The sequence below is a fragment of the Pseudomonas sp. 2VD genome, from assembly GCF_005503585.1.
GTDB lineage: Bacteria > Pseudomonadota > Gammaproteobacteria > Pseudomonadales > Pseudomonadaceae > Pseudomonas > Pseudomonas aeruginosa.
In genome coordinates, this window is the sequence record NZ_SCND01000080.1 from 1 (window position 1) to 18,848 (window position 18,848).

Annotated in this window: 19 protein-coding genes; 15 read left to right on the forward strand and 4 right to left on the reverse strand. The window is 68.2% G+C overall.

Annotated elements, in window-relative coordinates; translation table 11 throughout:
• On the forward strand, nt 1-499 hold a 499-nt coding region (locus FFS27_RS11675; protein ID WP_137952019.1), incomplete at its 5' end, for an extracellular solute-binding protein.
• A gap of 77 nt (nt 500-576) precedes the next feature.
• Here FFS27_RS11675 and FFS27_RS11680 read toward each other — a convergent pair.
• A complete protein-coding gene (locus FFS27_RS11680; protein ID WP_003110235.1) occupies nt 577-1,458 on the reverse strand; it encodes a dihydrodipicolinate synthase family protein in 882 nt (293 codons plus the stop codon).
• Between the two features lie 59 nt (nt 1,459-1,517).
• Entirely contained in the window at nt 1,518-2,300 is a 783-nt protein-coding gene (locus tag FFS27_RS11685; RefSeq protein WP_003084054.1) for an aldolase, read from the reverse strand.
• A gap of 154 nt (nt 2,301-2,454) precedes the next feature.
• On the opposite strand from FFS27_RS11685, the gene FFS27_RS11690 reads away from it, so the two are divergent.
• From FFS27_RS11690 to FFS27_RS11735, 10 genes are all read left to right on the forward strand, one after another.
• Nucleotides 2,455-2,994, forward strand: a complete 540-nt coding sequence (locus tag FFS27_RS11690; protein WP_003084057.1) for a helix-turn-helix domain-containing protein — start codon at nt 2,455-2,457, stop codon at nt 2,992-2,994.
• A 150-nt stretch (nt 2,995-3,144) separates the two neighbouring features.
• Nucleotides 3,145-3,996 carry a CoA transferase subunit A gene (locus FFS27_RS11695; RefSeq protein WP_021263254.1) on the forward strand — a complete coding sequence of 284 codons (852 nt, stop codon included), beginning with the start codon at nt 3,145-3,147 and terminating at the stop codon, nt 3,994-3,996.
• Nucleotides 3,993-4,775 (forward strand): CoA-transferase subunit beta, encoded by a 783-nt coding sequence (locus tag FFS27_RS11700; RefSeq protein ID WP_003084062.1) that lies wholly within the window; start codon nt 3,993-3,995, stop codon nt 4,773-4,775. Before FFS27_RS11695 ends, FFS27_RS11700 begins: the two co-directional genes overlap by 4 nt.
• Nucleotides 4,772-5,977: a 3-oxoadipyl-CoA thiolase gene (gene pcaF / locus FFS27_RS11705; protein ID WP_003110233.1), complete on the forward strand. Its 1,206-nt coding sequence runs from the start codon at nt 4,772-4,774 to the stop codon at nt 5,975-5,977. The genes FFS27_RS11700 and pcaF overlap by 4 nt, the downstream gene beginning before the upstream one ends.
• Before the next feature lie 149 nt (nt 5,978-6,126).
• The gene (locus FFS27_RS11710) at nt 6,127-7,425 is read left to right on the forward strand and encodes an MFS family transporter (protein ID WP_003133088.1); all 1,299 of its coding nucleotides are present in this window, start codon (nt 6,127-6,129) and stop codon (nt 7,423-7,425) included.
• A 22-nt stretch (nt 7,426-7,447) separates the two neighbouring features.
• On the forward strand, nt 7,448-8,827 hold the full coding sequence (locus FFS27_RS11715; RefSeq protein ID WP_023100723.1) for a 3-carboxy-cis,cis-muconate cycloisomerase: 1,380 nt from the start codon (nt 7,448-7,450) through the stop codon (nt 8,825-8,827).
• A gap of 14 nt (nt 8,828-8,841) precedes the next feature.
• Nucleotides 8,842-9,633 carry a 3-oxoadipate enol-lactonase gene (gene pcaD / locus FFS27_RS11720; RefSeq protein WP_021263256.1) on the forward strand — a complete coding sequence of 264 codons (792 nt, stop codon included), beginning with the start codon at nt 8,842-8,844 and terminating at the stop codon, nt 9,631-9,633.
• A gap of 10 nt (nt 9,634-9,643) precedes the next feature.
• On the forward strand, nt 9,644-10,045 hold the full coding sequence (gene pcaC / locus FFS27_RS11725; RefSeq protein WP_003084072.1) for a 4-carboxymuconolactone decarboxylase: 402 nt from the start codon (nt 9,644-9,646) through the stop codon (nt 10,043-10,045).
• A 127-nt stretch (nt 10,046-10,172) separates the two neighbouring features.
• Nucleotides 10,173-11,114, forward strand: coding sequence for a LysR family transcriptional regulator (locus FFS27_RS11730; protein WP_003084073.1), 942 nt, complete (start codon nt 10,173-10,175; stop codon nt 11,112-11,114).
• A 190-nt stretch (nt 11,115-11,304) separates the two neighbouring features.
• Nucleotides 11,305-12,138: a hypothetical protein gene (locus tag FFS27_RS11735; protein ID WP_003137110.1), complete on the forward strand. Its 834-nt coding sequence runs from the start codon at nt 11,305-11,307 to the stop codon at nt 12,136-12,138.
• A 138-nt stretch (nt 12,139-12,276) separates the two neighbouring features.
• Here the strand turns inward: FFS27_RS11735 and FFS27_RS11740 are convergent, their stop codons facing one another.
• Nucleotides 12,277-13,623, reverse strand: coding sequence for a 4-hydroxybenzoate transporter PcaK (locus FFS27_RS11740; protein WP_003101875.1), 1,347 nt, complete (start codon nt 13,621-13,623; stop codon nt 12,277-12,279).
• Nucleotides 13,624-13,928: 305 nt separating this feature from the next.
• On the opposite strand from FFS27_RS11740, the gene FFS27_RS11745 reads away from it, so the two are divergent.
• The 4 genes from FFS27_RS11745 (at nt 13,929) to FFS27_RS11760 (ending at nt 17,861) form a co-directional block, all read left to right on the forward strand.
• The gene (locus tag FFS27_RS11745) at nt 13,929-14,708 is read left to right on the forward strand and encodes an IclR family transcriptional regulator (RefSeq protein ID WP_003110229.1); all 780 of its coding nucleotides are present in this window, start codon (nt 13,929-13,931) and stop codon (nt 14,706-14,708) included.
• Between the two features lie 243 nt (nt 14,709-14,951).
• Nucleotides 14,952-15,995, forward strand: coding sequence for a Gfo/Idh/MocA family protein (locus FFS27_RS11750; protein WP_003121655.1), 1,044 nt, complete (start codon nt 14,952-14,954; stop codon nt 15,993-15,995).
• Nucleotides 15,996-16,017: 22 nt separating this feature from the next.
• Nucleotides 16,018-16,833, forward strand: coding sequence for a sugar phosphate isomerase/epimerase family protein (locus FFS27_RS11755; protein ID WP_003101868.1), 816 nt, complete (start codon nt 16,018-16,020; stop codon nt 16,831-16,833).
• A gap of 149 nt (nt 16,834-16,982) precedes the next feature.
• The gene (locus FFS27_RS11760) at nt 16,983-17,861 is read left to right on the forward strand and encodes a DMT family transporter (protein WP_003121656.1); all 879 of its coding nucleotides are present in this window, start codon (nt 16,983-16,985) and stop codon (nt 17,859-17,861) included.
• 25 nt (nt 17,862-17,886) lie between these two features.
• On the opposite strand, the gene FFS27_RS11765 is transcribed toward FFS27_RS11760, so the two are convergent.
• Nucleotides 17,887-18,848 (reverse strand): OprD family porin (locus tag FFS27_RS11765; RefSeq protein WP_137952020.1); only part of this gene is annotated, 962 nt, incomplete at its 5' end.

Consider the following 18,848-nt stretch of genomic DNA (forward strand, 5'->3'; position numbering starts at 1 on the left):
CCTCTACAAGGTACTCGCCACCCCGGAGGGGGTCAGCCGCGCCTTCGCCAAGCTCGACCAGCTCAAGCCGAACATCCAGTGGTGGGAGGCCGGCGCCCAGCCGCCGCAATGGCTGGCGGCCGGCGACGTGGTGATGAGCGCGGCCTACAACGGGCGCATCGCCGCTGCGCAGAAGGAGGGGGTGAAACTGGCCATCGTCTGGCCCGGCAGTCTCTACGATCCGGAGTACTGGGCGGTGGTGAAGGGCACGCCGAACAAGGCGCTGGCGGAGAAATTCATCGCCTTCGCCAGCCAGCCGCAGACGCAGAAGGTGTTCTCCGAGCAGATCCCCTACGGGCCGGTACACAAGGGCACCCTGGCGTTGCTGCCGAAGACGGTGCAGGAGGCGCTGCCGACCGCGCCGGCCAACCTCGAAGGCGCGCGGGCGGTGGATGCCGAGTTCTGGGTGGACCACGGCGAGGAGCTGGAACAGCGTTTCAATGCCTGGGCGGCGCGCTGAACGCGCTGCGCGTCGGCAAAAAAAACGACGGGCCCCAAGTCGTCCGGGCCCGTCGGGTCAAAGCGCTGACGGGGTGATCAGCGCAGCTCTTCCAACAACCCCTGCAGATACCGACAGCCCTCGGTATCCAGCGCCTGCACCGGAAGGCGCGGCGCCCCCACCTCCAGGCCGGAGAGGCCCAGGCCGGCCTTGATGGTGGTCGGCAGGCCCCGGCGGAGGATGAAGTCGAGCAGCGGCAACTGCCGGTAGAACAGCGTGCGGGCCTTCTCCAGGTCGCCGTCGAGCACCGCCTGGTAGAGCTGGCCGTTGAGCGTCGGGATCAGGTTCGGCGCGGCGCTGCACCAGCCTTTCGCGCCGGCCACGAAGGCCTCCAGCGCCAGCGGGTTGCAGCCGTTGTAGAAGGGCACCCGGCCTTCGCCGAGCAGGCGCAGCTTGTGCATGCGCTGGATGTCGCCGGTGCTCTCCTTGACCATGGTCACGTTGTCCACTTCGCGGACGATGCGCAGGATCAGTTCCACCGACATGTCGATGCCGCTGGTGCCCGGGTTGTTGTAGAGCATCACCGGCACGCCGATGGCTTCGCCCACCGCGCGGTAGTGCTGGAACACCTCCGCCTCGTTGAGCTTCCAGTAGGAGATCGGCAGGACCATCACCGCCTCGGCGCCGAGGGATTCGGCGAACTGCGCGCGGCGCACGGTCTTGGCGGTGGTCAGGTCGGAGACGCTGACGATGGTCGGCACGCGATGGGCGACGGTCTTCAGGGTGAAGTCGACCACCTCGTCCCATTCCGGGTCGCTCAGGTAGGCGCCTTCGCCGGTGCTGCCGAGCGGGGCGATGGCGTGCACGCCGCCGTCGATCAGACGCTCGATGGAGCGGCCGAGGGCCGGCAGGTCGAGACCGCCGTCGGCGGCGAAGGGGGTGATGGTGTAGCCGATGATGCCGTGGATGGATGCGGACATTGGATGTACCCGTGACATTGAGTGGGAAATGCCAGGACGGACCTGGTGGGAAAGGTCGTTCAGCTCAGGCAGTCGCTGTTGCGCGGCAGGCAGCGCCGGGCGTAGTAGTTGAATGCGGCGCCGTGGCGCTTCGGGGTGGAGATCCAGTCGTGGGCCTCGCGCGCCAGGGCCGGCGGGATCGGCTTGATCTCCCCGGCGGCCATCGCCAGCAACTGCATCTTCGCCGCGCGCTCGAGCAGCACCGCGATCACGCAGGCCTCCTCGATGCTCGCACCGGTGGCCAGCAGGCCGTGGTGGGAGAGCAGGATGGCGCGCTTGTCGCCGAGGGCGGCGGAGATGATCTCGCCTTCCTCGTTGCCTACCGGCACGCCCGGCCAGTCCTTGAGGAAGGCGCAGTCGTCGTATAGCGGGCAAAGGTCCATGTGCGAGACCTGCAGCGGTACTTCCAGGGTCGACAGCGCGGCGATGTGCAGCGGGTGGGTGTGGATGATGCAGTTGACGTCCGGGCGGGCGCGATAGACCCAGCTGTGGAAGCGATTGGCCGGATTCGCCATGCCGTGCCCGTGGAGGACGTTGAGGTCTTCGTCGACCAGCAGCAGGTTGCCGGCGCTGATCTCGTCGAAGCCCAGGCCCAGTTGCTGGGTGTAGTAGGTCCCCGCCTCCGGGCCGCGCGAGGTGATCTGCCCGGCGAGCCCGGAGTCGTGGCCGGCCTCGAAGAGAATCCGGCAGGTCAGGGCCAGCTTTTGCCGGTCAGTCCACGTATTATCGCCGAGGCTGCTTTTCATCTGCTTCAGCGCGTGCTGGATCAGTTGATCCTTGGGTAATTCCAGTGTCGTAGCCATGCGAGGTTCCTTTGACGGAGCGAGTCGGGGGAAACGCCAGGCAGTTGCGCGCCACGCAACGACCCGGCTGTAAATGACACGGATCAAGTTATATGACACAAAGTGTCATTAGCAAGAGAAAAGTTTCATCGCCATCGGGAGAAGGCTGTCCTCAATGTCCATGCGCTTGAAATTGCTGAGAAAAAAACTCGGGGTCACGCTGGAGACCCTGGCCGACAAGACCGGCCTGACCAAGAGCTACCTGTCCAAGGTCGAGCGCGGGCTGAACACGCCGTCCATTGCCGCCGCGCTGAAGCTGGCGAAGGCGTTGAACGTGCAGGTGGAGGAGCTGTTCTCCGAGGAAAGCGACGGTGTCGACGGCTACAGCATCGTTCGTCGCGACCAGCGCAAGTCGCTGTCCAGCGGCGACGACGGCCCGGCCTACGCCTCCCTCGCGCAGCAGATCGGCGCCCGCGCGTTGTTGCCGTTCATCGTCCATCCGCCGCGCGATTTCAGTCACTCGACGTTCAAGGAGCACCTCGGTGAAGAGTTCATCTTCGTCCATGAGGGTCAGGTCGAGGTCGACTTCATGAACCAGCGGATCATCCTCGAGCGCGGCGACGCCCTGCATTTCAACGCACAGAAGCCGCACCGCATCCGCTCCCTGGGGGAGACCCAGGCGGAGTTGCTGGTGGTGATCCACAGCGACGAATGAGGCGACGGCTTCGGTCGATCGGATGCTTGCTAACGTTCTGTTCGATTATCGAACTGTTAATCGATTATCGGATTGTGAGCCCTCGGACCCCGGCGTAAGGTTCTCGTCACGTGCCGTCCAGGCAGCGCACAACAAGACGAGACCCGACCGATGGCTGAAATCCTCTCCCTGCGCGAAGCGGTGCGACGCTTCGTCCACGATGGCGACAGCGTCGCCCTCGAAGGCTTCACTCACCTGATCCCGACGGCCGCCGGCCACGAGTTGATCCGCCAGGGCAGGAAAGACCTGACGCTGATCCGCATGACTCCCGACCTGGTCTACGACCTGCTGATCGGTGCAGGCTGCGCGAAGAAGCTGGTGTTCTCCTGGGGCGGCAACCCCGGTGTCGGTTCGCTGCACCGCCTGCGCGACGCGGTGGAGAAGGGCTGGCCGCAACCGCTGGAGATCGAGGAACACAGCCACGCCGACCTCGCCAACGCCTATGTCGCCGGCGCCTCCGGGCTGCCCTTCGCGGTGCTGCGCGCCTACGCCGGCTCCGACCTGCCGAAGGTCAACCCGCTGATCCGCAGCGTCACCTGCCCGTTCACCGGCGAAGTGCTGGCGGCGGTGCCCTCGGTGCGCCCGGACGTCAGCGTGATCCACGCGCAGAAGGCCGACCGCAAGGGCAACGTGCTGCTCTGGGGCATCCTCGGTGTGCAGAAGGAAGCGGCCCTGGCGGCGAGGCGCTGCATCGTCACCGTCGAGGAGATCGTCGACGAACTGGACGCCCCGTTGAACGCCTGCGTCCTGCCGAGCTGGGCGCTCAGCGCCGTGTGCCTGGTGCCCGGCGGCGCGCATCCGTCCTACGCCCACGGCTACTACGAGCGCGACAACCGCTTCTACCAGGACTGGGACCCGATCGCCCGCGACCGCGAAAGCTTCACCGCGTGGATCGACGAATACATCCGGGGGACCGAGGATTTCGGCGCCTTCCAGGCCAAGCTCGCGGAGGGCAAGCGATGAGCAGCTACAGCACCAACGAGATGATGACCGTGGCCGCCGCCCGCCGCCTGCACAACGGCGCGGTGTGCTTCGTCGGCATCGGCCTGCCGTCGAAGGCCGCCAACCTGGCGCGCCTGACTTCCTCGCCGGACGTCGTGCTGATCTACGAGTCCGGGCCGATCGGCGCCAAGCCCAGCGTCCTGCCGCTGTCCATCGGCGACGGCGAGTTGGCCGAGACCGCCGATACCGTGGTCCCCACCGGCGAGATCTTCCGCTACTGGCTGCAGGGCGGACGGATCGACGTCGGCTTCCTCGGCGCGGCCCAGGTCGACCGCTTCGGCAACATCAACACCACCGTGATCGGCGACTACCGCCAGCCCAAGGTGCGCCTGCCGGGAGCCGGCGGCGCGCCGGAAATCGCCGGCAGCGCCAAGGAAGTGCTGATCATCCTCAAGCAGTCGCACCGCACCTTCGTCGACAAGCTGGCCTTCGTCACCTCGGTCGGCCATGGCGAGGGCGGCGACTCGCGCCAGCGCCTGGGCCTGCCGGGCAAGGGGCCGGTGGCGATCATCACCGACCTGTGCATCATGGAGCCGGAAGCCGGCAGCAACGAGTTCGTGGTCACTTCGCTGCATCCGGGCGTGACCCGCGAGCAGGTGGTCGAGGCCACCGGCTGGGCGATCCGCTTCGCCGAGCGGGTCGCCGAGACGCCCGCGCCGAGCGAGGTCGAACTCGCCGCGCTGCGCGACCTCGAGGCGCGCACCGCGGCCGCCCATGGACAGAAGGGGAGCGACGAATGAGCCGCGAGGTATTCATCTGCGATGCCGTGCGCACGCCGATCGGCCGTTTCGGCGGCAGTCTTTCCGCGGTGCGCGCCGACGACCTCGCGGCGGTGCCGCTGAAGGCCCTGGTCGAGCGCAACCCGGGGGTCGACTGGTCGGCGCTGGACGAGGTGTTCCTCGGCTGCGCCAACCAGGCCGGCGAGGACAACCGTAACGTGGCGCGCATGGCGCTGCTGCTGGCCGGTTTGCCGGAGAGCGTGCCCGGCGTCACCCTCAACCGCCTCTGCGCCTCGGGGATGGACGCCATCGGCACGGCGTTCCGCGCCATCGCCTGCGGCGAGATGGAGCTGGCCATCGCCGGCGGCGTCGAGTCGATGTCGCGCGCGCCGTACGTGATGGGCAAGGCCGATAGCGCCTTCGGGCGCGGCCAGAAGATCGAGGACACCACCATCGGCTGGCGCTTCGTCAACCCGCTGATGAAGGAGCAGTACGGCATCGACCCGATGCCGCAGACCGCCGACAACGTCGCCGACGACTATCGCGTGTCGCGTGCCGACCAGGATGCCTTCGCCCTGCGCAGCCAGCAGCGCGCCGGCAGGGCGCAGGCGGCCGGTTTCTTCGCCGAGGAAATCGTCCCGGTGACGATTCGCGGGCGCAAGGGCGACACCCTGGTCGAGTACGACGAGCATCCGCGTCCCGACACCACCCTGGAGGCGCTGGCCCGGCTCAAGCCGGTCAACGGGCCGGAGAAGACCGTCACCGCCGGCAACGCGTCCGGGGTCAACGACGGCGCCGCCGCGCTGGTCCTGGCCTCCGCCGAGGCAGTGGAGAAGCACGGCCTGACTCCGCGCGCGCGGGTGCTGGGCATGGCCAGCGCCGGCGTCGCCCCACGGATCATGGGCATCGGCCCGGTGCCGGCGGTGCGCAAGCTGCTGCGGCGCCTGGACCTGGCGATCGACGCCTTCGACGTGATCGAACTCAACGAAGCCTTCGCCAGCCAGGGCCTGGCCTGCCTGCGCGAACTGGGTGTGGCCGACGACAGTGAGAAGGTCAACCCGAACGGCGGTGCCATCGCCCTCGGCCACCCGCTGGGGATGAGCGGTGCGCGGCTGGTCCTCACCGCGCTCCATCAACTTGAGAAGAGCGGCGGCCGGCGCGGCCTGGCGACCATGTGCGTAGGCGTCGGCCAAGGCCTGGCGCTGGCCATCGAGCGGGTCTGACTGGCACAACCGGGTCGCCCGCCCGGTATCAAGAGCGCGCGCCGCGCGGCGCTGCCCATGGTTCGGCGGCGGCGCGGCGCGTGTGCAGCGGAACAGGACGCTCCGTCGCACGGTCAGGATGAAACGGACCCTGTCGAGAGAACAACAGCATGACTGCCCCTGTTCACCAGTACAGCAACGAAGAACGCCGCAAGCGCATCTTCGCCATCGTCGGCGCCTCCTCCGGCAACCTCGTGGAATGGTTCGACTTCTACGTCTACGCCTTCTGCGCGATCTACTTCGCACCGGCCTTCTTCCCCTCCGACAACCCCACGGTGCAGTTGCTGAACACCGCCGGGGTCTTCGCCGCCGGCTTCCTCATGCGCCCCATCGGCGGCTGGATGTTCGGCCGCATCGCCGACAAGCACGGGCGCAAGACCGCCATGCTGATCTCGGTGGTGATGATGTGCGCCGGCTCCCTGGCGATCGCCTGCATGCCCACCTACGCCAGCATCGGCACCCTGGCGCCGGCGCTGCTGTTGCTGGCGCGGATGTTCCAGGGCCTGTCGGTGGGCGGCGAGTACGGCACCAGCGCGACCTACATGAGCGAGGTGGCGCTCAAGGGCCAGCGCGGCTTCTTCGCCTCGTTCCAGTACGTCACCCTGATCGGCGGACAGTTGCTGGCGGTGCTGGTGGTGGTGATCCTGCAGCAGTTGCTGAGCGAAGACGAACTGCGTGCCTGGGGCTGGCGGATTCCCTTCGTGATCGGCGCGATCACCGCGGTGATCGCCCTCTGGTTGCGGCGCTCGCTGAACGAGACCGCTTCGAAGTCGACCCTGGAGCGCAAGGAATCCGGCACCTTCGCCGAGCTGTTCAAACACAAGCGGGCCTTCTTCACCGTGCTCGGTTTCACCGCCGGCGGCTCGCTGATCTTCTACACCTTCACCACCTACATGCAGAAGTACCTGGTCAACACCGCCGGGATGAGCGCCAAGACCGCCAGCGCGGTGATGACCTTCGCCCTGTTCGCGTACATGCTGATGCAACCGCTGTTCGGCATGCTTTCCGATCGCATCGGGCGCAAGACCTCGATGCTCTGGTTCGGCACCCTGGGCACACTCTGCACCTTGCCGATCCTGCTCGCGCTGAAGACCGTGAGCAGTCCCTACATGGCCTTCTTCCTGATCATCCTGGCGCTGGCCATCGTCAGCCTGTACACCTCCATCAGCGGCCTGATCAAGGCCGAGATGTTCCCGCCGGAGGTGCGCGCCCTCGGCGTCGGAGTGTCCTACGCGGTGGGCAACGCGATCTTCGGCGGCTCGGCCGAGTACGTCGCCCTGGGGCTGAAGTCGGTAGGGATGGAGAACGTCTTCTACTGGTATGTTTCAGCCATGTGCCTGCTGGCGCTGCTGGTCTGCGTGAGCCTGCCGGACCTGCGCAAGGTCAGCTACCTGAACGACGAGCCCTGACGGGCCGGGAAAAGGAAAACCGATGAGCGACGTACCCGCCAACCAGTTGTTCGATGCCTATTTCACGGCGGCGCCGATGCGCGCGGTGTTCTCCGACCGCGGCCGCCTGCAAGGCATGCTCGACTTCGAGGCCGCCCTGGCTCGCGCCGAGGCGCGCACCGGGGTGGTTCCCGCGACGGCGGTGGCGCCGATCGAGGCGGCCTGCCGCGCCGAACTGTACGACCCGCTGGCGCTGGCCGAGGCGGTCGCCACTGCCGGCAACTCGGCGATCCCGCTGGTCAAGGCGCTGGGCCGCCAGGTGGCGGCTGGCGACGCCGAGGCCGAGCGCTACGTGCATCTCGGCGCCACCAGCCAGGACGCCATGGACAGCGGCCTGGTGCTGCAACTGCGCCGTGCGCTGGCCTTGCTCGAGCAGGATCTGCAACGTCTTGCCGAGGTCCTGGCGGACCAGGCCGAACGGCATGCCGACACGCCGCTGGCCGGGCGCACCTGGTTGCAGCACGCCACCCCGGTGACCCTGGGCATGAAGTTCGCCGGCCTGCTCGGTGCTTTGACCCGGCACCGCCAGCGCCTGCGCGAGTTGCGCCCGCGCCTGCTGGTGCTGCAATTCGGCGGCGCCTCGGGGACGCTCGCCGCGCTCGGCGAACAGGCCCTGCCGGTGGCCGCGGCGCTGGCCGAGGAGCTGGGCCTGGCTTTGCCCGAACAACCCTGGCACACCCAGCGTGACCGCCTGGTGGAGTTCGCCAGCGTGCTCGGCCTGGTGGCCGGTAGCCTCGGCAAGTTCGGGCGCGATGTCAGCCTGCTGATGCAGACCGAGGCCGGCGAGGTCTTCGAGCCGGCCGGCGCCGGGCGCGGCGGTTCCTCGACCATGCCGCACAAGCGCAACCCGGTGAGCAGCGCGGTGCTGATCGCCGCCGCCACCCGTGCGCCGGGGCTGGTCTCGACCCTGTTCGCGGCGATGCCGCAGGAACACGAGCGCAGCCTCGGTCTCTGGCACGCCGAGTGGGAAACCCTGCCGGAACTCTGTTGCCTGGTTTCCGGCGCGTTGCAACAGGCGATCGGCCTGCTCGAAGGCTTGGAGGTGGACGCCGAGCGGATGCGCCACAACCTCGGCCTGACCCACGGCCTGGTGCTCGCCGAGGCGGTGAGCATCGCCCTGGCCCGCCGTATCGGCCGCGAAGCCGCGCATCACCTGGTGGAACAGTGCTGCCGCCGCGCCGTCGAGCAGCGCCGCGAGTTGCGCGCGGTGCTCGGCGAAGAGGCGCGGGTGAGCGCCGAGTTGTCCGGCGACGAACTGGACCGCCTGCTCGATCCCGCCCATTACCTCGGCCAGGCCCGCGCCTGGGTCGAGCGCGCGCTCGCCGAACACCATGCCCTGGGCTTCGAACCCCATCCCGCCTGACTGGAGATCCCTTCGTGCCAACCGTACGCCTCGCCGACGGCGACCTGAACTACTCCCTGGAAGGACCGGCCGGCGCGCCGGTCCTGCTGTTGTCAAACTCGCTGGGCACCGACCTGGGCATGTGGGACACGCAGATCCCCGCACTCACCGCCCACTTCCGCGTGCTGCGCTACGACACCCGCGGCCACGGCGCCTCGCTGGTCACCCCCGGACCGTACGCCATCGGCCAGCTCGGCGCCGACGTGCTTGCCCTGCTCGATGCCCTCGACCTGCCGCGCGTGCATTTCTGCGGGCTGTCCATGGGCGGCCTGATCGGTCAGTGGCTGGGCATCCACGCCGGCGAGCGGCTCGGCCGGCTGGTGCTGTGCAACACTGCGGCGAAGATCGCCAGCGACGAGGTCTGGAACACCCGCATCGATACCGTCCTGAAAGGCGGCGAGCAGGCCATGCGCGACCTGCGCGACGCCTCGGTGGCGCGCTGGTTCACCGAGGGCTTCGCCGAGCGCGAACCGGCGCAGGTCGAGCGCATCGTCGCGATGCTCGCGGCCACCTCGCCGCAGGGCTACGCGGCCAACTGCGCTGCGGTACGCGACGCCGACTTCCGCGAGCAGCTCGGGCTGGTCCAGGCGCCGACGCTGATCGTCGCCGGCAGCCACGATGCCGTGACCACTCCGGACAACGCCCGCTTCATGCAGGCGCGCATCGCCGACGCGCAGTTGGTCGAGTTCGCCGCCGCGCACCTGTCCAACGTCGAAGCGGGCGACGCCTTCAGCCGCCGCCTGGTCGATTTCCTGCTGTCCGCCTGAGGAGCCGCCGATGGACGAGAAACAACGCTACGAAGCCGGCATGCAAGTGCGCCGCGCGGTGCTCGGCGACGCCCACGTCGAGCGCAGCCTGGCCAACCTGACGCCGTTCAACGAAGAGTTCCAGGAGATGATCACCCGCCACGCCTGGGGCGACATCTGGACCCGTCCGGGGCTGCCGCGACACACCCGCAGCCTGGTCACCATCGCCATGCTGATCGGCATGAACCGCAACGAGGAACTCAAGCTGCATCTGCGCGCGGCGAAGAACAACGGGGTGAGCCGCGACGAGATCAAGGAAGTGATCATGCAGAGCGCCATCTACTGCGGCATTCCCGCGGCCAACGCGACCTTCCACCTGGCCGAATCGGTGTGGGACGAGCTTGGCGTGGAGTCGCAGCAGGCGTCCCGGTAGGCCGCCGGGCGGGGCTATCGGTAGGGCGAATGGCGTCGCAGGCGTTATCCGCCGAGGCGGCGCTTCCCCTTGCCATTCGCCGGCGTTTCCCGGAAGGTCGACAGCTCCGTCATCCCTTCGGTCCGCCATGAGCCGCAAGCTGCATATCCACGCGCCCGCGATCCACTACTTCGACATGGTGCGCCGCTGCCATTCGATCCGCGAAGCCGCGCGACGCCTGAACGTCGCCTCGTCGGCGGTGAACCGGCAGATCCTCAAGCTGGAGGACGAGATCGGCGCGCCGCTGTTCGACCGCCTACCCGGGGGCCTGCGCCTGACCGGAGCCGGGGAGATCTTCGCGCGCCACGTCACCGTGGTCCTGCAGGACATGGAGCGCGTGCGTTCCGAACTGGACGCGCTGCAAGGCCTGCGCACCGGCCATGTGGAGATCGCCACCATCGAGGCGGTGACCAGCGACCTGCTGCCCTGCGTGCTCAAGGCGATGCGCGAACGCTACCCGGACATCACCGTCGGCGTCACCCTGCTCGGTTCCCAGGCGATACCCGAGGCGGTGAGCAGCGGCGCGGTCGACCTCGGCCTGGCCTTCGCCCTGCCGCGCAGCGCCGACCTGCAACAGGTCAGCGTCGGCCATTTCCGCCTCGGTGCCATCGTCTCCCCGCAGCACCCGTTGGCGCGACACCAGGCCATCGCCTTCGCCGATTGCGTCGAACATGGCCTGATCATGGCCAAGAGCGAGCTGTCCATCCATCACCTGCTGGCGCCGCTCCAGCGCCGTTTGCGCGAACCGCGCCGGGCGGTGCTGGAGAGCAGCTCCCTGGAGCTGTCGCGACAACTGGCGCGGCGCGGGCTCGGCGTCGCCTTCCAGACCCGCCTGGGGATCGAGGCCGACATCGCCCAGGGCGAGCTGCGCTTCCTGCCGCTGAAAGACAATGGCGGCATCCACAGCGACCTCGGCCTCTACGTGCGCACCGGCCGCTACCTGCCGGTGGCGGTGGACGCCCTGGCCCGGCAGATCGCCGAGGAAGTGCGCCTGCGCGAGCGCGAGGAAGCGCGCCTGAACGAGGCCTGAGCGGCGCTCGCGCCGATGCAAGACGGCTTGCCCGAGCTTGCTCGTTCGCTGATGCCGTTTCGGCATCGGTATGTTCGATATTCTGTTCTTTGGTCAGCGCGGCGAAGTGCCGATACTGCCCCGCGACCCCGGCGCGAAACCGGGGGCTGAGTCGCCACAAGAACAACAAGCAACCAGCAGGACACACAGCATGAAGAAGATGATGCAGGGCGCCGCCGCCCTGATCGCGCTCGTCGGCGCCGGGGAGAGCATGGCGCTGGAATGGATGAGCAACAGCGTCGGTTTCCGCTACGGCCAGCAATTCACCAACCCGAACAACCCGGACAAGTTCGCCAAGCGCATCTACAGCTTCACCCACGCCGACGGCTATCGCTACGGCAGCAATTTCTTCAATCTCGATGTGTTCCTTTCCGACAGCCGCGACCCGCGCAAGGGCACCGACCACGGTGGCAGCGAGGTCTATGCGGTCTACCGCCACCAGCTCTACGCCTCGCGGGTGTTCGACCGGCCGCTGGGCACCGGCCTGGTCAAGGACTACGCCTTCACCCTGGGCTTCGACGCCAGCCGCAACAACAACCTGGCTTCGGCCAAGAAGCGCGCCCTGGTGTTCGGCCCGACCCTCAAGTTCAACGGTCCCGGCGTGCTCGACCTGAGCCTGCTCTACTACCGCGAGAAGAACCACTTCGGCGTGCCCGGCGCGCGCCATCCCGACCACACCTTCGACACCACCTACATGCTCAACCTGACCTGGATGCGGCCGTTCAAGGTCGGCAACCGTGCGGCGAAGTTCCAGGGCTTCGTCAACTACGTGGGAGAGAAGGGCGAGGACTACAACGACAAGGACACCGCGGCGGAAACCCTGGTCCGAACCGCCCTGATGGTCGCCGCCCTGCCAGGCGACAAGCGCCAGCCGAACCTGTGGCTCGGCGTCGGCTACGAGTATTGGCACAACAAGTTCGGCGTCGACGGCGGCACCGGCAGCCGAACCTCGACGCCGACGTTGAACATGGAATTCACCTTCTGAGGCGATGCGCCGCCGCCCTACGCGATGCCGCCAACCCTGGGGTGGGGCGGATAACGCCACCGGCGTTATCCGCCGATACACCGACGCCCGGCGGCGGATAACCGCAAGCGGTTATGCGTCCTACGCGATGGGGCAGTTTCACCCCGCATCCGCGTGACTGACCAACCCCTTCAGCAGCACCGCGGCGGTGGCCAGTGCAGCCGGCAGCACCAGGGCGGTCAGCACCTGTTCGAAGTTCCAGCCCAGGCCCAGCAGGGTGGCGCCGATCCAGGCGCCGAGGATGGCGCCGAAGCGGCCAATACCGAGCATCCAGGAGACCCCCGTGGCCCGCCCCTGGGTTGGATAGAAGCGCGCCGCCAGCGACGGCATCGCCGACTGCGCGCCGTTGATGCACATGCCGGCCAGCAGCACCAGGGTCGCCAGCAGGGTGACCTGGCCGAGGCTCTGGCCGACGCACCAGGCGAACACCCCCGCCAGCAGGTAGAACAGGCCGATCACCTTGTGCGGGTTGAAGCGATCCATCGCCCAGCCCACCGCTACGGCGCTGAGCACCCCGCCGAACTGGAACAGCGCGCCGATGAACGCCGCCTGCTCCAGGCTCGCCCCGCTATCGCGCATCAGGGTCGGCAGCCAGCTGGTGAGCAGGTAGACGATCACCAGGCCCATGAAGTAGGTCAGCCAGAGCAGCAGGGTGCCGGCGCTGTAGGTACCGGAAAAGATCACCGCGAACACGTTGCGGGCCTGCACCGTCTGCTGCTCGGGGACGTGGAAACTCCGTGCCAGCGCCACCTGCGCCGGGGCGATGGGGGCCAGCACCTGGCGTACCCGCTCGCTGCCGCGGTTGCGCACCACCAGGTAGCGCGCCGATTCCGGCAGGCGGAACAGCAGGACTACCGCCAGGACCAGCGGCAGCAGGCCGCCGAGCAGCAGCAGGCTGTGCCAGCCGAACAGCGGGATCAGCTTCGCCGAGACGAATCCGCCGCAGGCCATGCCCAGGTTGAAGCCGCAGAACATGCTGGTCACCAACAGCGACTTGAGGCGCTCGGGGGTGTATTCGGAAAGCAGGGTGGTGGCGTTGGGCATCGCCGCGCCGAGGCCGAGGCCGGTGAGGAAGCGCAGCGCCAGCAGTTGCTCGACGTTGGTGCTGTAGGCCGAGGCCAGGCTGAACAGGCCGAAGAGGAAGACCGCCGCGACCAATACCAGCTTGCGTCCGTAGCGGTCGGCCAGCGGTCCGGAACCGAGGGCGCCGAAGACCATGCCGATCAGCGCGGCGCTCATTACCGGACCGAGGCTGGCGCGGTCGATGCCCCAGTCCTGGGTCAGCGCTGGCGCGATGAAGCCCATCGCGGCGGTGTCGAGGCCATCGAGGAAGACGATCAGGAAGCACAGCAGGACGATCCGCCATTGGTACGGCGAAAGCGGCTGGGCATTGATGAAGGCTTGCACGTCGAGTCGTTCGACGGCGGGCAGGCTGGGGCTGTTCATGGGACGGGTTCCGCGGCGAGAGTGAGGGCGTGGGACGAGGGTCGGACGCGTGGCTCAGGTGCAGGCGGCGGAAGGCAAGGCGTGCTGCGGCATGTCGGGATTCCCCTGTTGTTTTTGTAGCGGAGGCGCTCGGCCTGCCGGGGTGCAGACACATTACGGAGGGCCATGGGGAGTGGCAATCCGATAATCGTTTATCGGTTCGCTGATCGAACGGAACCCTGTGAAATCTCGACCTTCGCCAGGCTGTGAAAATCCGGAACCAGATTCTAGAATCCTGCCTTCCCTCGACTCAGGAACGTCCTTCCATGGCCGGTAGCCTCATCGAACGCGCCCTCGGCTTGCTCGAACTCCTCGCCAGCGATGCCCGCGGCCTGCCCCTGCAACAACTGGCGGACCGCCTGGATATCCCCAAGAGCGCCGCGCACCGCATGCTCGCCGAGCTGATCCGGCTCGGCTACGTGCGCCAGGACCACGACACCAGCCGCTACCGCCTCAGCACCCGCCTGGCCGCGCTGGGCTTCCGCTTCCTCGCGTCCAGCGGGGTGGTCGATCTGGTCCAGCCGGTGCTCGACGGGCTCGCCCGGGAGACCGGCGAACTGGTGCGCCTGGGGGTGATCGAAGGCGATCGCCAGACCTGGATCGCCAAGTCCCAGGGCGCCACCTCCGGGCTACGCTACGACCCCGACATGGGGCGCGAGGCGCCGCTGTTCTACACCGCATCCGGGCACGCCTGGCTGGCCAGCCTGAGCGACAAGGCGGCGCTGGCGCTGGTGGAGCGCCAGGGCGTAGGGGCGGCGCGGGACTTCGGTCCCAACGCGCCGCGCTCCAGGAGCGAGCTGCTGCGTTACCTGAAGCGCGCCCGCGAGCACGGCTATGCCTGGCAGATCGAATGCTCGGCGCCGGGCATGGCGGCGATGGCCGCACTGGTGCGCCACCCCGAGGACGGACGGGCTCTCGGCGTGCTCAGCGTGGCCGGGCCTAGCGCACGCTTCGGCGAGGCGCGCATGCACGAACTGGCGCCCCTGCTCCTGGCCGCGGCGCAGGACCTCTCCCACGCCAGCCAGGCGTCCGAGCTGTTCCGCTGAGCCATCCGGCCCGGCCCCAGTCCTTTCCCGACATCGGCGTTCGAATAGCGAACGCTTTCTTGCCTGCCACGGAGCCCGCATGCAGCGGGCCTTTCCGCACTTCCATGGAGGTCCTGGCGGCGCTGCCGTCTCGAAGCGCTCTTGCGCGGGGCCAACTCCTCGTTCAAATAATCTCCTTCGTTAAATCTGGAACGACGTTCTGGAATCCAGAGACGAACAAGAAAACAACGATTGGGGACCGCCTTGGACGCACCGCTTCGCATCGCCCTCATCGGCGCCGGCAACATGGGCCGCCAGCATTACCATCGCTTGCAGCGAATCGCCGGCGCGCGCCTGTGTGCGGTGGCCGATCCCCAGGGCCAGGCGTTCGCCGCGGACGCCGGCGTGCCCTGGTTCGGCGATCATCGGAGGTTACTGGAAGAAGCCCGGCCGCAAGCGGCGATCGTCGCCAATCCGAACAACCTGCATGTCGCCACCGCCCTCGACTGCCTCGCCGCCGGGGTGCCGCTGCTGCTGGAAAAACCGGTCGGCGTGCAGCTCGACGAAGTGAGCGAGCTGGTCGCCGTCGCCCGGCGATCTGGCGTTCCGCTGCTGGTCGGTCACCATCGTCGGCACAATCCGCTAGTCGTGCGGGCGCGCCAATTGATCGCCGAGGGCGCGCTCGGTCGGTTGCTGTCGGTCACCGCGCTCTGGCAGTTGAAGAAGCCCGACAGTTATTTCGAGGTGGCCTGGCGTCGCGAGCCCGGCGCGGGAATGTTGCTGACCAACCTGATCCATGACCTCGACCTGCTCCGCCACTTGTGCGGGGAAGTGCGGGAGGTGCAGGCGCTGGCCGGCAACGCTATCCGTGGCCTGCCCAACGAAGACAACGTCGCGCTGCTCCTGCGCTTCGCCAATGGCGCGCTGGGCAGCCTGACCGGTTGCGACGCTGCGGCGGCGCCCTGGAGCTGGGAGCTGGCCGCCGGGGAGAACCCGGTCTATCCGCGCCAGGCCGAGCAACCCTGCTACCTGCTGGCCGGCACCGAGGGTGCCCTGAGCCTGCCCCAGCTCCGCCGCTGGCGCTACGCCGAGGCCCGGCAGGGCTGGCACGACCCGCTGGCGGCCAGCGTGGAGGCCGTGGCGGCAGGCGACCCCCTGCAACGCCAGCTAGAGCACTTCGTCCGGGTCGCGCGGGGCGAGGAAGCGCCATTGATGGATGCCACCGACGCCGCTCGCACCCTGGCGCTGGTCGAGGCGGTTCGCGAGGCCGCGCGCAGTGGCCGGGCCTGCGCGCCGGCCAGTTTCTGAACCGCTGACGATGAGGTAGTGCATGGAATCGAGGATTCTTTCCCTGGCGGCGCTCACCGTGCTCGAGCTGTCGCCCCCGGACATGGTCGAGGCTGCCGCCCGCGCCGGCTACAGTCATGTCGGCCTGCGCCTGGTGCCGGCCACCGTGGAAGAGCACCACTATCCGCTGCTGGCCGATGCCGGCCTGCGCCGGCGGACCCTGGCGCGGCTGCGCGACAGCGGAGTGCGCACGCTGGACGTGGAGATCCTGCGCCTGCGTCCGGACACCCGCGTCGGCGAGTTCGCCGCGGTGCTGGAGGTCGGCGCCGAGTTCGGCGCGCGCTATGTGCTGGTGGCCGGCAACGATGACGACGAGCGGCGCAGCGCGGACAATTTCGCCGCGTTGTGCGACCTGGCGCGGCCGCTCGGCCTCGACCCGCACCTGGAGTTCATGCCCTGGACCGGGATCCGCGACCTGCGGCAGGCCGCGCGGGTGGTCGAGGCGGCGGCGCGGGACAACGCCGGCCTGTTGCTGGACGCCTTCCATTTCGACCGCTCGGCCAGCAGCCTGGAAGACCTGCGGGCGATCCCGCCTGCGCGCCTGGGCTACGCGCAACTCTGCGATGTCGTCGGGCCGCGTCCGACGTCGATGGACGAAATCCTTCGCCAGGCCCGCGAGGAACGGCGTTTCCCTGGCGATGGCGGGCTCGATCTGCTGGCGCTGCTGCGCGCCCTGCCGGAGAACCTGCCGCTGAGCCTGGAGGTGCCCGCGCTGGATTTACTCGCGCGCGGCGTGGATGGCACGGAGCGGGCGCGGCTGGCGATCGAGCGGACCCGGGCGCTGCTCGCCCGCCTGTAGCGCCACCGCGCAGGCAGGTTGCCCGTTTGCATAATGGAACGGGGTTCTATAGTTTCCAAACGTTGAAGCCGATCGTTTCTTTCCTCGATGGCGGGTACCGTCAGAATAAATAGCCTGCTATCGATTTGCCCTGGTGCCCGGACCCTCCGATGAACGCATCCACCTCCCCGCTGCCCGCCAGCGACCAGACCCTGCGCGGCATCCTGCTGATCTGTGCCGCGGTGTTCCTGTTCGCCAGCCACGACGGGTTGTCCAAGTTCCTTTCCGGTTTCTACCCGATCGTCATGGTGGTCTGGGCCCGCTACCTGGTGCACACCCTGCTGATGGTCGCCGTGTTCGTGCCGCGCAACGGCCTCGCGGTGATCCGCACCCGCCGTCCGCTCATGCAGTTGGCGCGGGCACTGTGCCTGATCGGCACCAGCCTGTTCTTCACCACCGGCCTGCGCTACCTGCCCTTGGCCGAGGCGACCGCGGTGAACTTCCTGGCGCCGCTGCTGGTGACCGCGTTATCCGTGCCGTTGCTGAAGGAGAAGGTCAGCCTCGGTCAATGGCTGGCGGTGCTCACCGGCTTCATCGGCGTGCTCTTCATCGTGCGTCCCGGTGGCGCGCTGTTCACCCCGGCGGCGTTGTTCCCGCTCGGCTCGGCGCTGTGCTTCGGGCTCTACCAACTGCTCACGCGGATGCTCGCCAACAGCGACAGCCCGACCACCAGCAACTTCCTCGCCGGCATCTTCAACACGCTCATCATGAGCCTGCTGGTGCCGTTCTTCTGGCAGACTCCAAGTCTTCTCCACGGCCTGATGATGATCGCCCTGGGCGGTTGCGGCATGGGCGGCCACCTGCTGCTGACCCAGGCCTTCCGCCATGCGCCGCCGGCGACCCTGGCGCCGTTCAGCTATGGCCAGATCATCTTCGCCGGCCTGCTCGGCCTGCTGGTGTTCGGCCACGTGCCGGATGCCTGGGCGCTGCTCGGCATCCTCGTCATCTGCGCCAGCGGCCTGGTGGTCGCCTGGCGCCGTGGCCGCTGAACGCAACGGGGTCGGCGCGTAGGCTTCACAACAGGCTCAGCGGATAGCTGACGATCAGCCGGTTCTCGTCGAAGCGGGTATTGCTGCCCCAGTCGCGGCGCTGGCTGGAGTTGCGCCAGCGGACGTTGAGACGCTTGAAGGCGCCGCTCTGCAGCGTGTAGCCCAGCTCGCTCTCGCGTCCCCATTCGCTGCCGTCGTCGGTGACTCCGGCCAGGCGCACATGGTCGCCATGCAGGTAGCGGGTCATGAAGGTCAGGCCGGGTAGGCCGAGGCCAACGAAGTCGAAGTCGTAGCGCAGTTGCCAGGAGCGCTCGCCGGGATTGTCGTAGCTGGCGTTGTAGCTGTCGTTGGCCAGGGTTCCGCCGCTGGTGCCGTTGACCCGCATCCAGCCGTCGTCGCCACTGACCTTCTGCAGGCCGAGATAGAGGGTATGCAGCCCGTAGCGCGCGGAGAACAGCGCGGAAACGGTGCGGTTATCGAGCTTGCCGGCGCGCGCGCTGCCAGCGTCGCGGCCACGGAATCCGCCGAGGTTGGCGCCCAGCAGCCAGTCGCCGAGCGGCTGGCTGTGTTGCAGTTGCAGGTACTGTTGGCGGTAGATGTCCTTCAGCTCGGCGTTCCACAGGCCGAGCAGGCTGCGTTCGCCATTGAAGCGATATTCGCCGCCGGCGAAATCGAAGCGGTCGGAAGTGGCGGCTGGCCGGCCGAACAGCGACATGTCCTGCATGCTTGCGTCGTTGCGCGGGCTGTTGCCGCGGAACTGGCCGGCGTAGAGGGTCAGGCCGGCGATCTCGTTGGCGCTGAGCTGGCCGCCGCGGAAGGTCTGCGGCAGCGAGCGGCCATCGTCGGAGCGGAGGATCGGCAGCACCGGCATCCATTCGCCGATCTTCAGTTCGCTGTTCGAGACGCGCAGCTTGCCGGCCACCGCCAGGCCGAAGTCGTCGGCCGGGCGGCCGTCGTCGTGGATCGGCAGCAGTTGGGTGCCGGCCG

Excerpts from the sequence above, each read along its gene's own strand:
- FFS27_RS11730 (WP_003084073.1), top strand. The coding sequence starts at position 10,173 with ATGAGCCGCAAGCTGCATATCCACGCGCCCGCGATCCACTACTTCGAC.
- FFS27_RS11710 (WP_003133088.1), top strand. The coding sequence starts at position 6,127 with ATGACTGCCCCTGTTCACCAGTACAGCAACGAAGAACGCCGCAAGCGC.
- FFS27_RS11695 (WP_021263254.1), top strand. The coding sequence starts at position 3,145 with ATGGCTGAAATCCTCTCCCTGCGCGAAGCGGTGCGACGCTTCGTCCAC.
- FFS27_RS11755 (WP_003101868.1), top strand. The coding sequence starts at position 16,018 with ATGGAATCGAGGATTCTTTCCCTGGCGGCGCTCACCGTGCTCGAGCTG.
- pcaF (WP_003110233.1), top strand. The coding sequence starts at position 4,772 with ATGAGCCGCGAGGTATTCATCTGCGATGCCGTGCGCACGCCGATCGGC.
- FFS27_RS11680 (WP_003110235.1), bottom strand. The coding sequence starts at position 1,458 with ATGTCCGCATCCATCCACGGCATCATCGGCTACACCATCACCCCCTTC.
- FFS27_RS11735 (WP_003137110.1), top strand. The coding sequence starts at position 11,305 with ATGAAGAAGATGATGCAGGGCGCCGCCGCCCTGATCGCGCTCGTCGGC.
- FFS27_RS11685 (WP_003084054.1), bottom strand. The coding sequence starts at position 2,300 with ATGGCTACGACACTGGAATTACCCAAGGATCAACTGATCCAGCACGCG.
- FFS27_RS11700 (WP_003084062.1), top strand. The coding sequence starts at position 3,993 with ATGAGCAGCTACAGCACCAACGAGATGATGACCGTGGCCGCCGCCCGC.
- FFS27_RS11690 (WP_003084057.1), top strand. The coding sequence starts at position 2,455 with ATGTCCATGCGCTTGAAATTGCTGAGAAAAAAACTCGGGGTCACGCTG.
- FFS27_RS11760 (WP_003121656.1), top strand. The coding sequence starts at position 16,983 with ATGAACGCATCCACCTCCCCGCTGCCCGCCAGCGACCAGACCCTGCGC.
- FFS27_RS11745 (WP_003110229.1), top strand. The coding sequence starts at position 13,929 with ATGGCCGGTAGCCTCATCGAACGCGCCCTCGGCTTGCTCGAACTCCTC.
- FFS27_RS11740 (WP_003101875.1), bottom strand. The coding sequence starts at position 13,623 with ATGAACAGCCCCAGCCTGCCCGCCGTCGAACGACTCGACGTGCAAGCC.
- pcaC (WP_003084072.1), top strand. The coding sequence starts at position 9,644 with ATGGACGAGAAACAACGCTACGAAGCCGGCATGCAAGTGCGCCGCGCG.
- FFS27_RS11715 (WP_023100723.1), top strand. The coding sequence starts at position 7,448 with ATGAGCGACGTACCCGCCAACCAGTTGTTCGATGCCTATTTCACGGCG.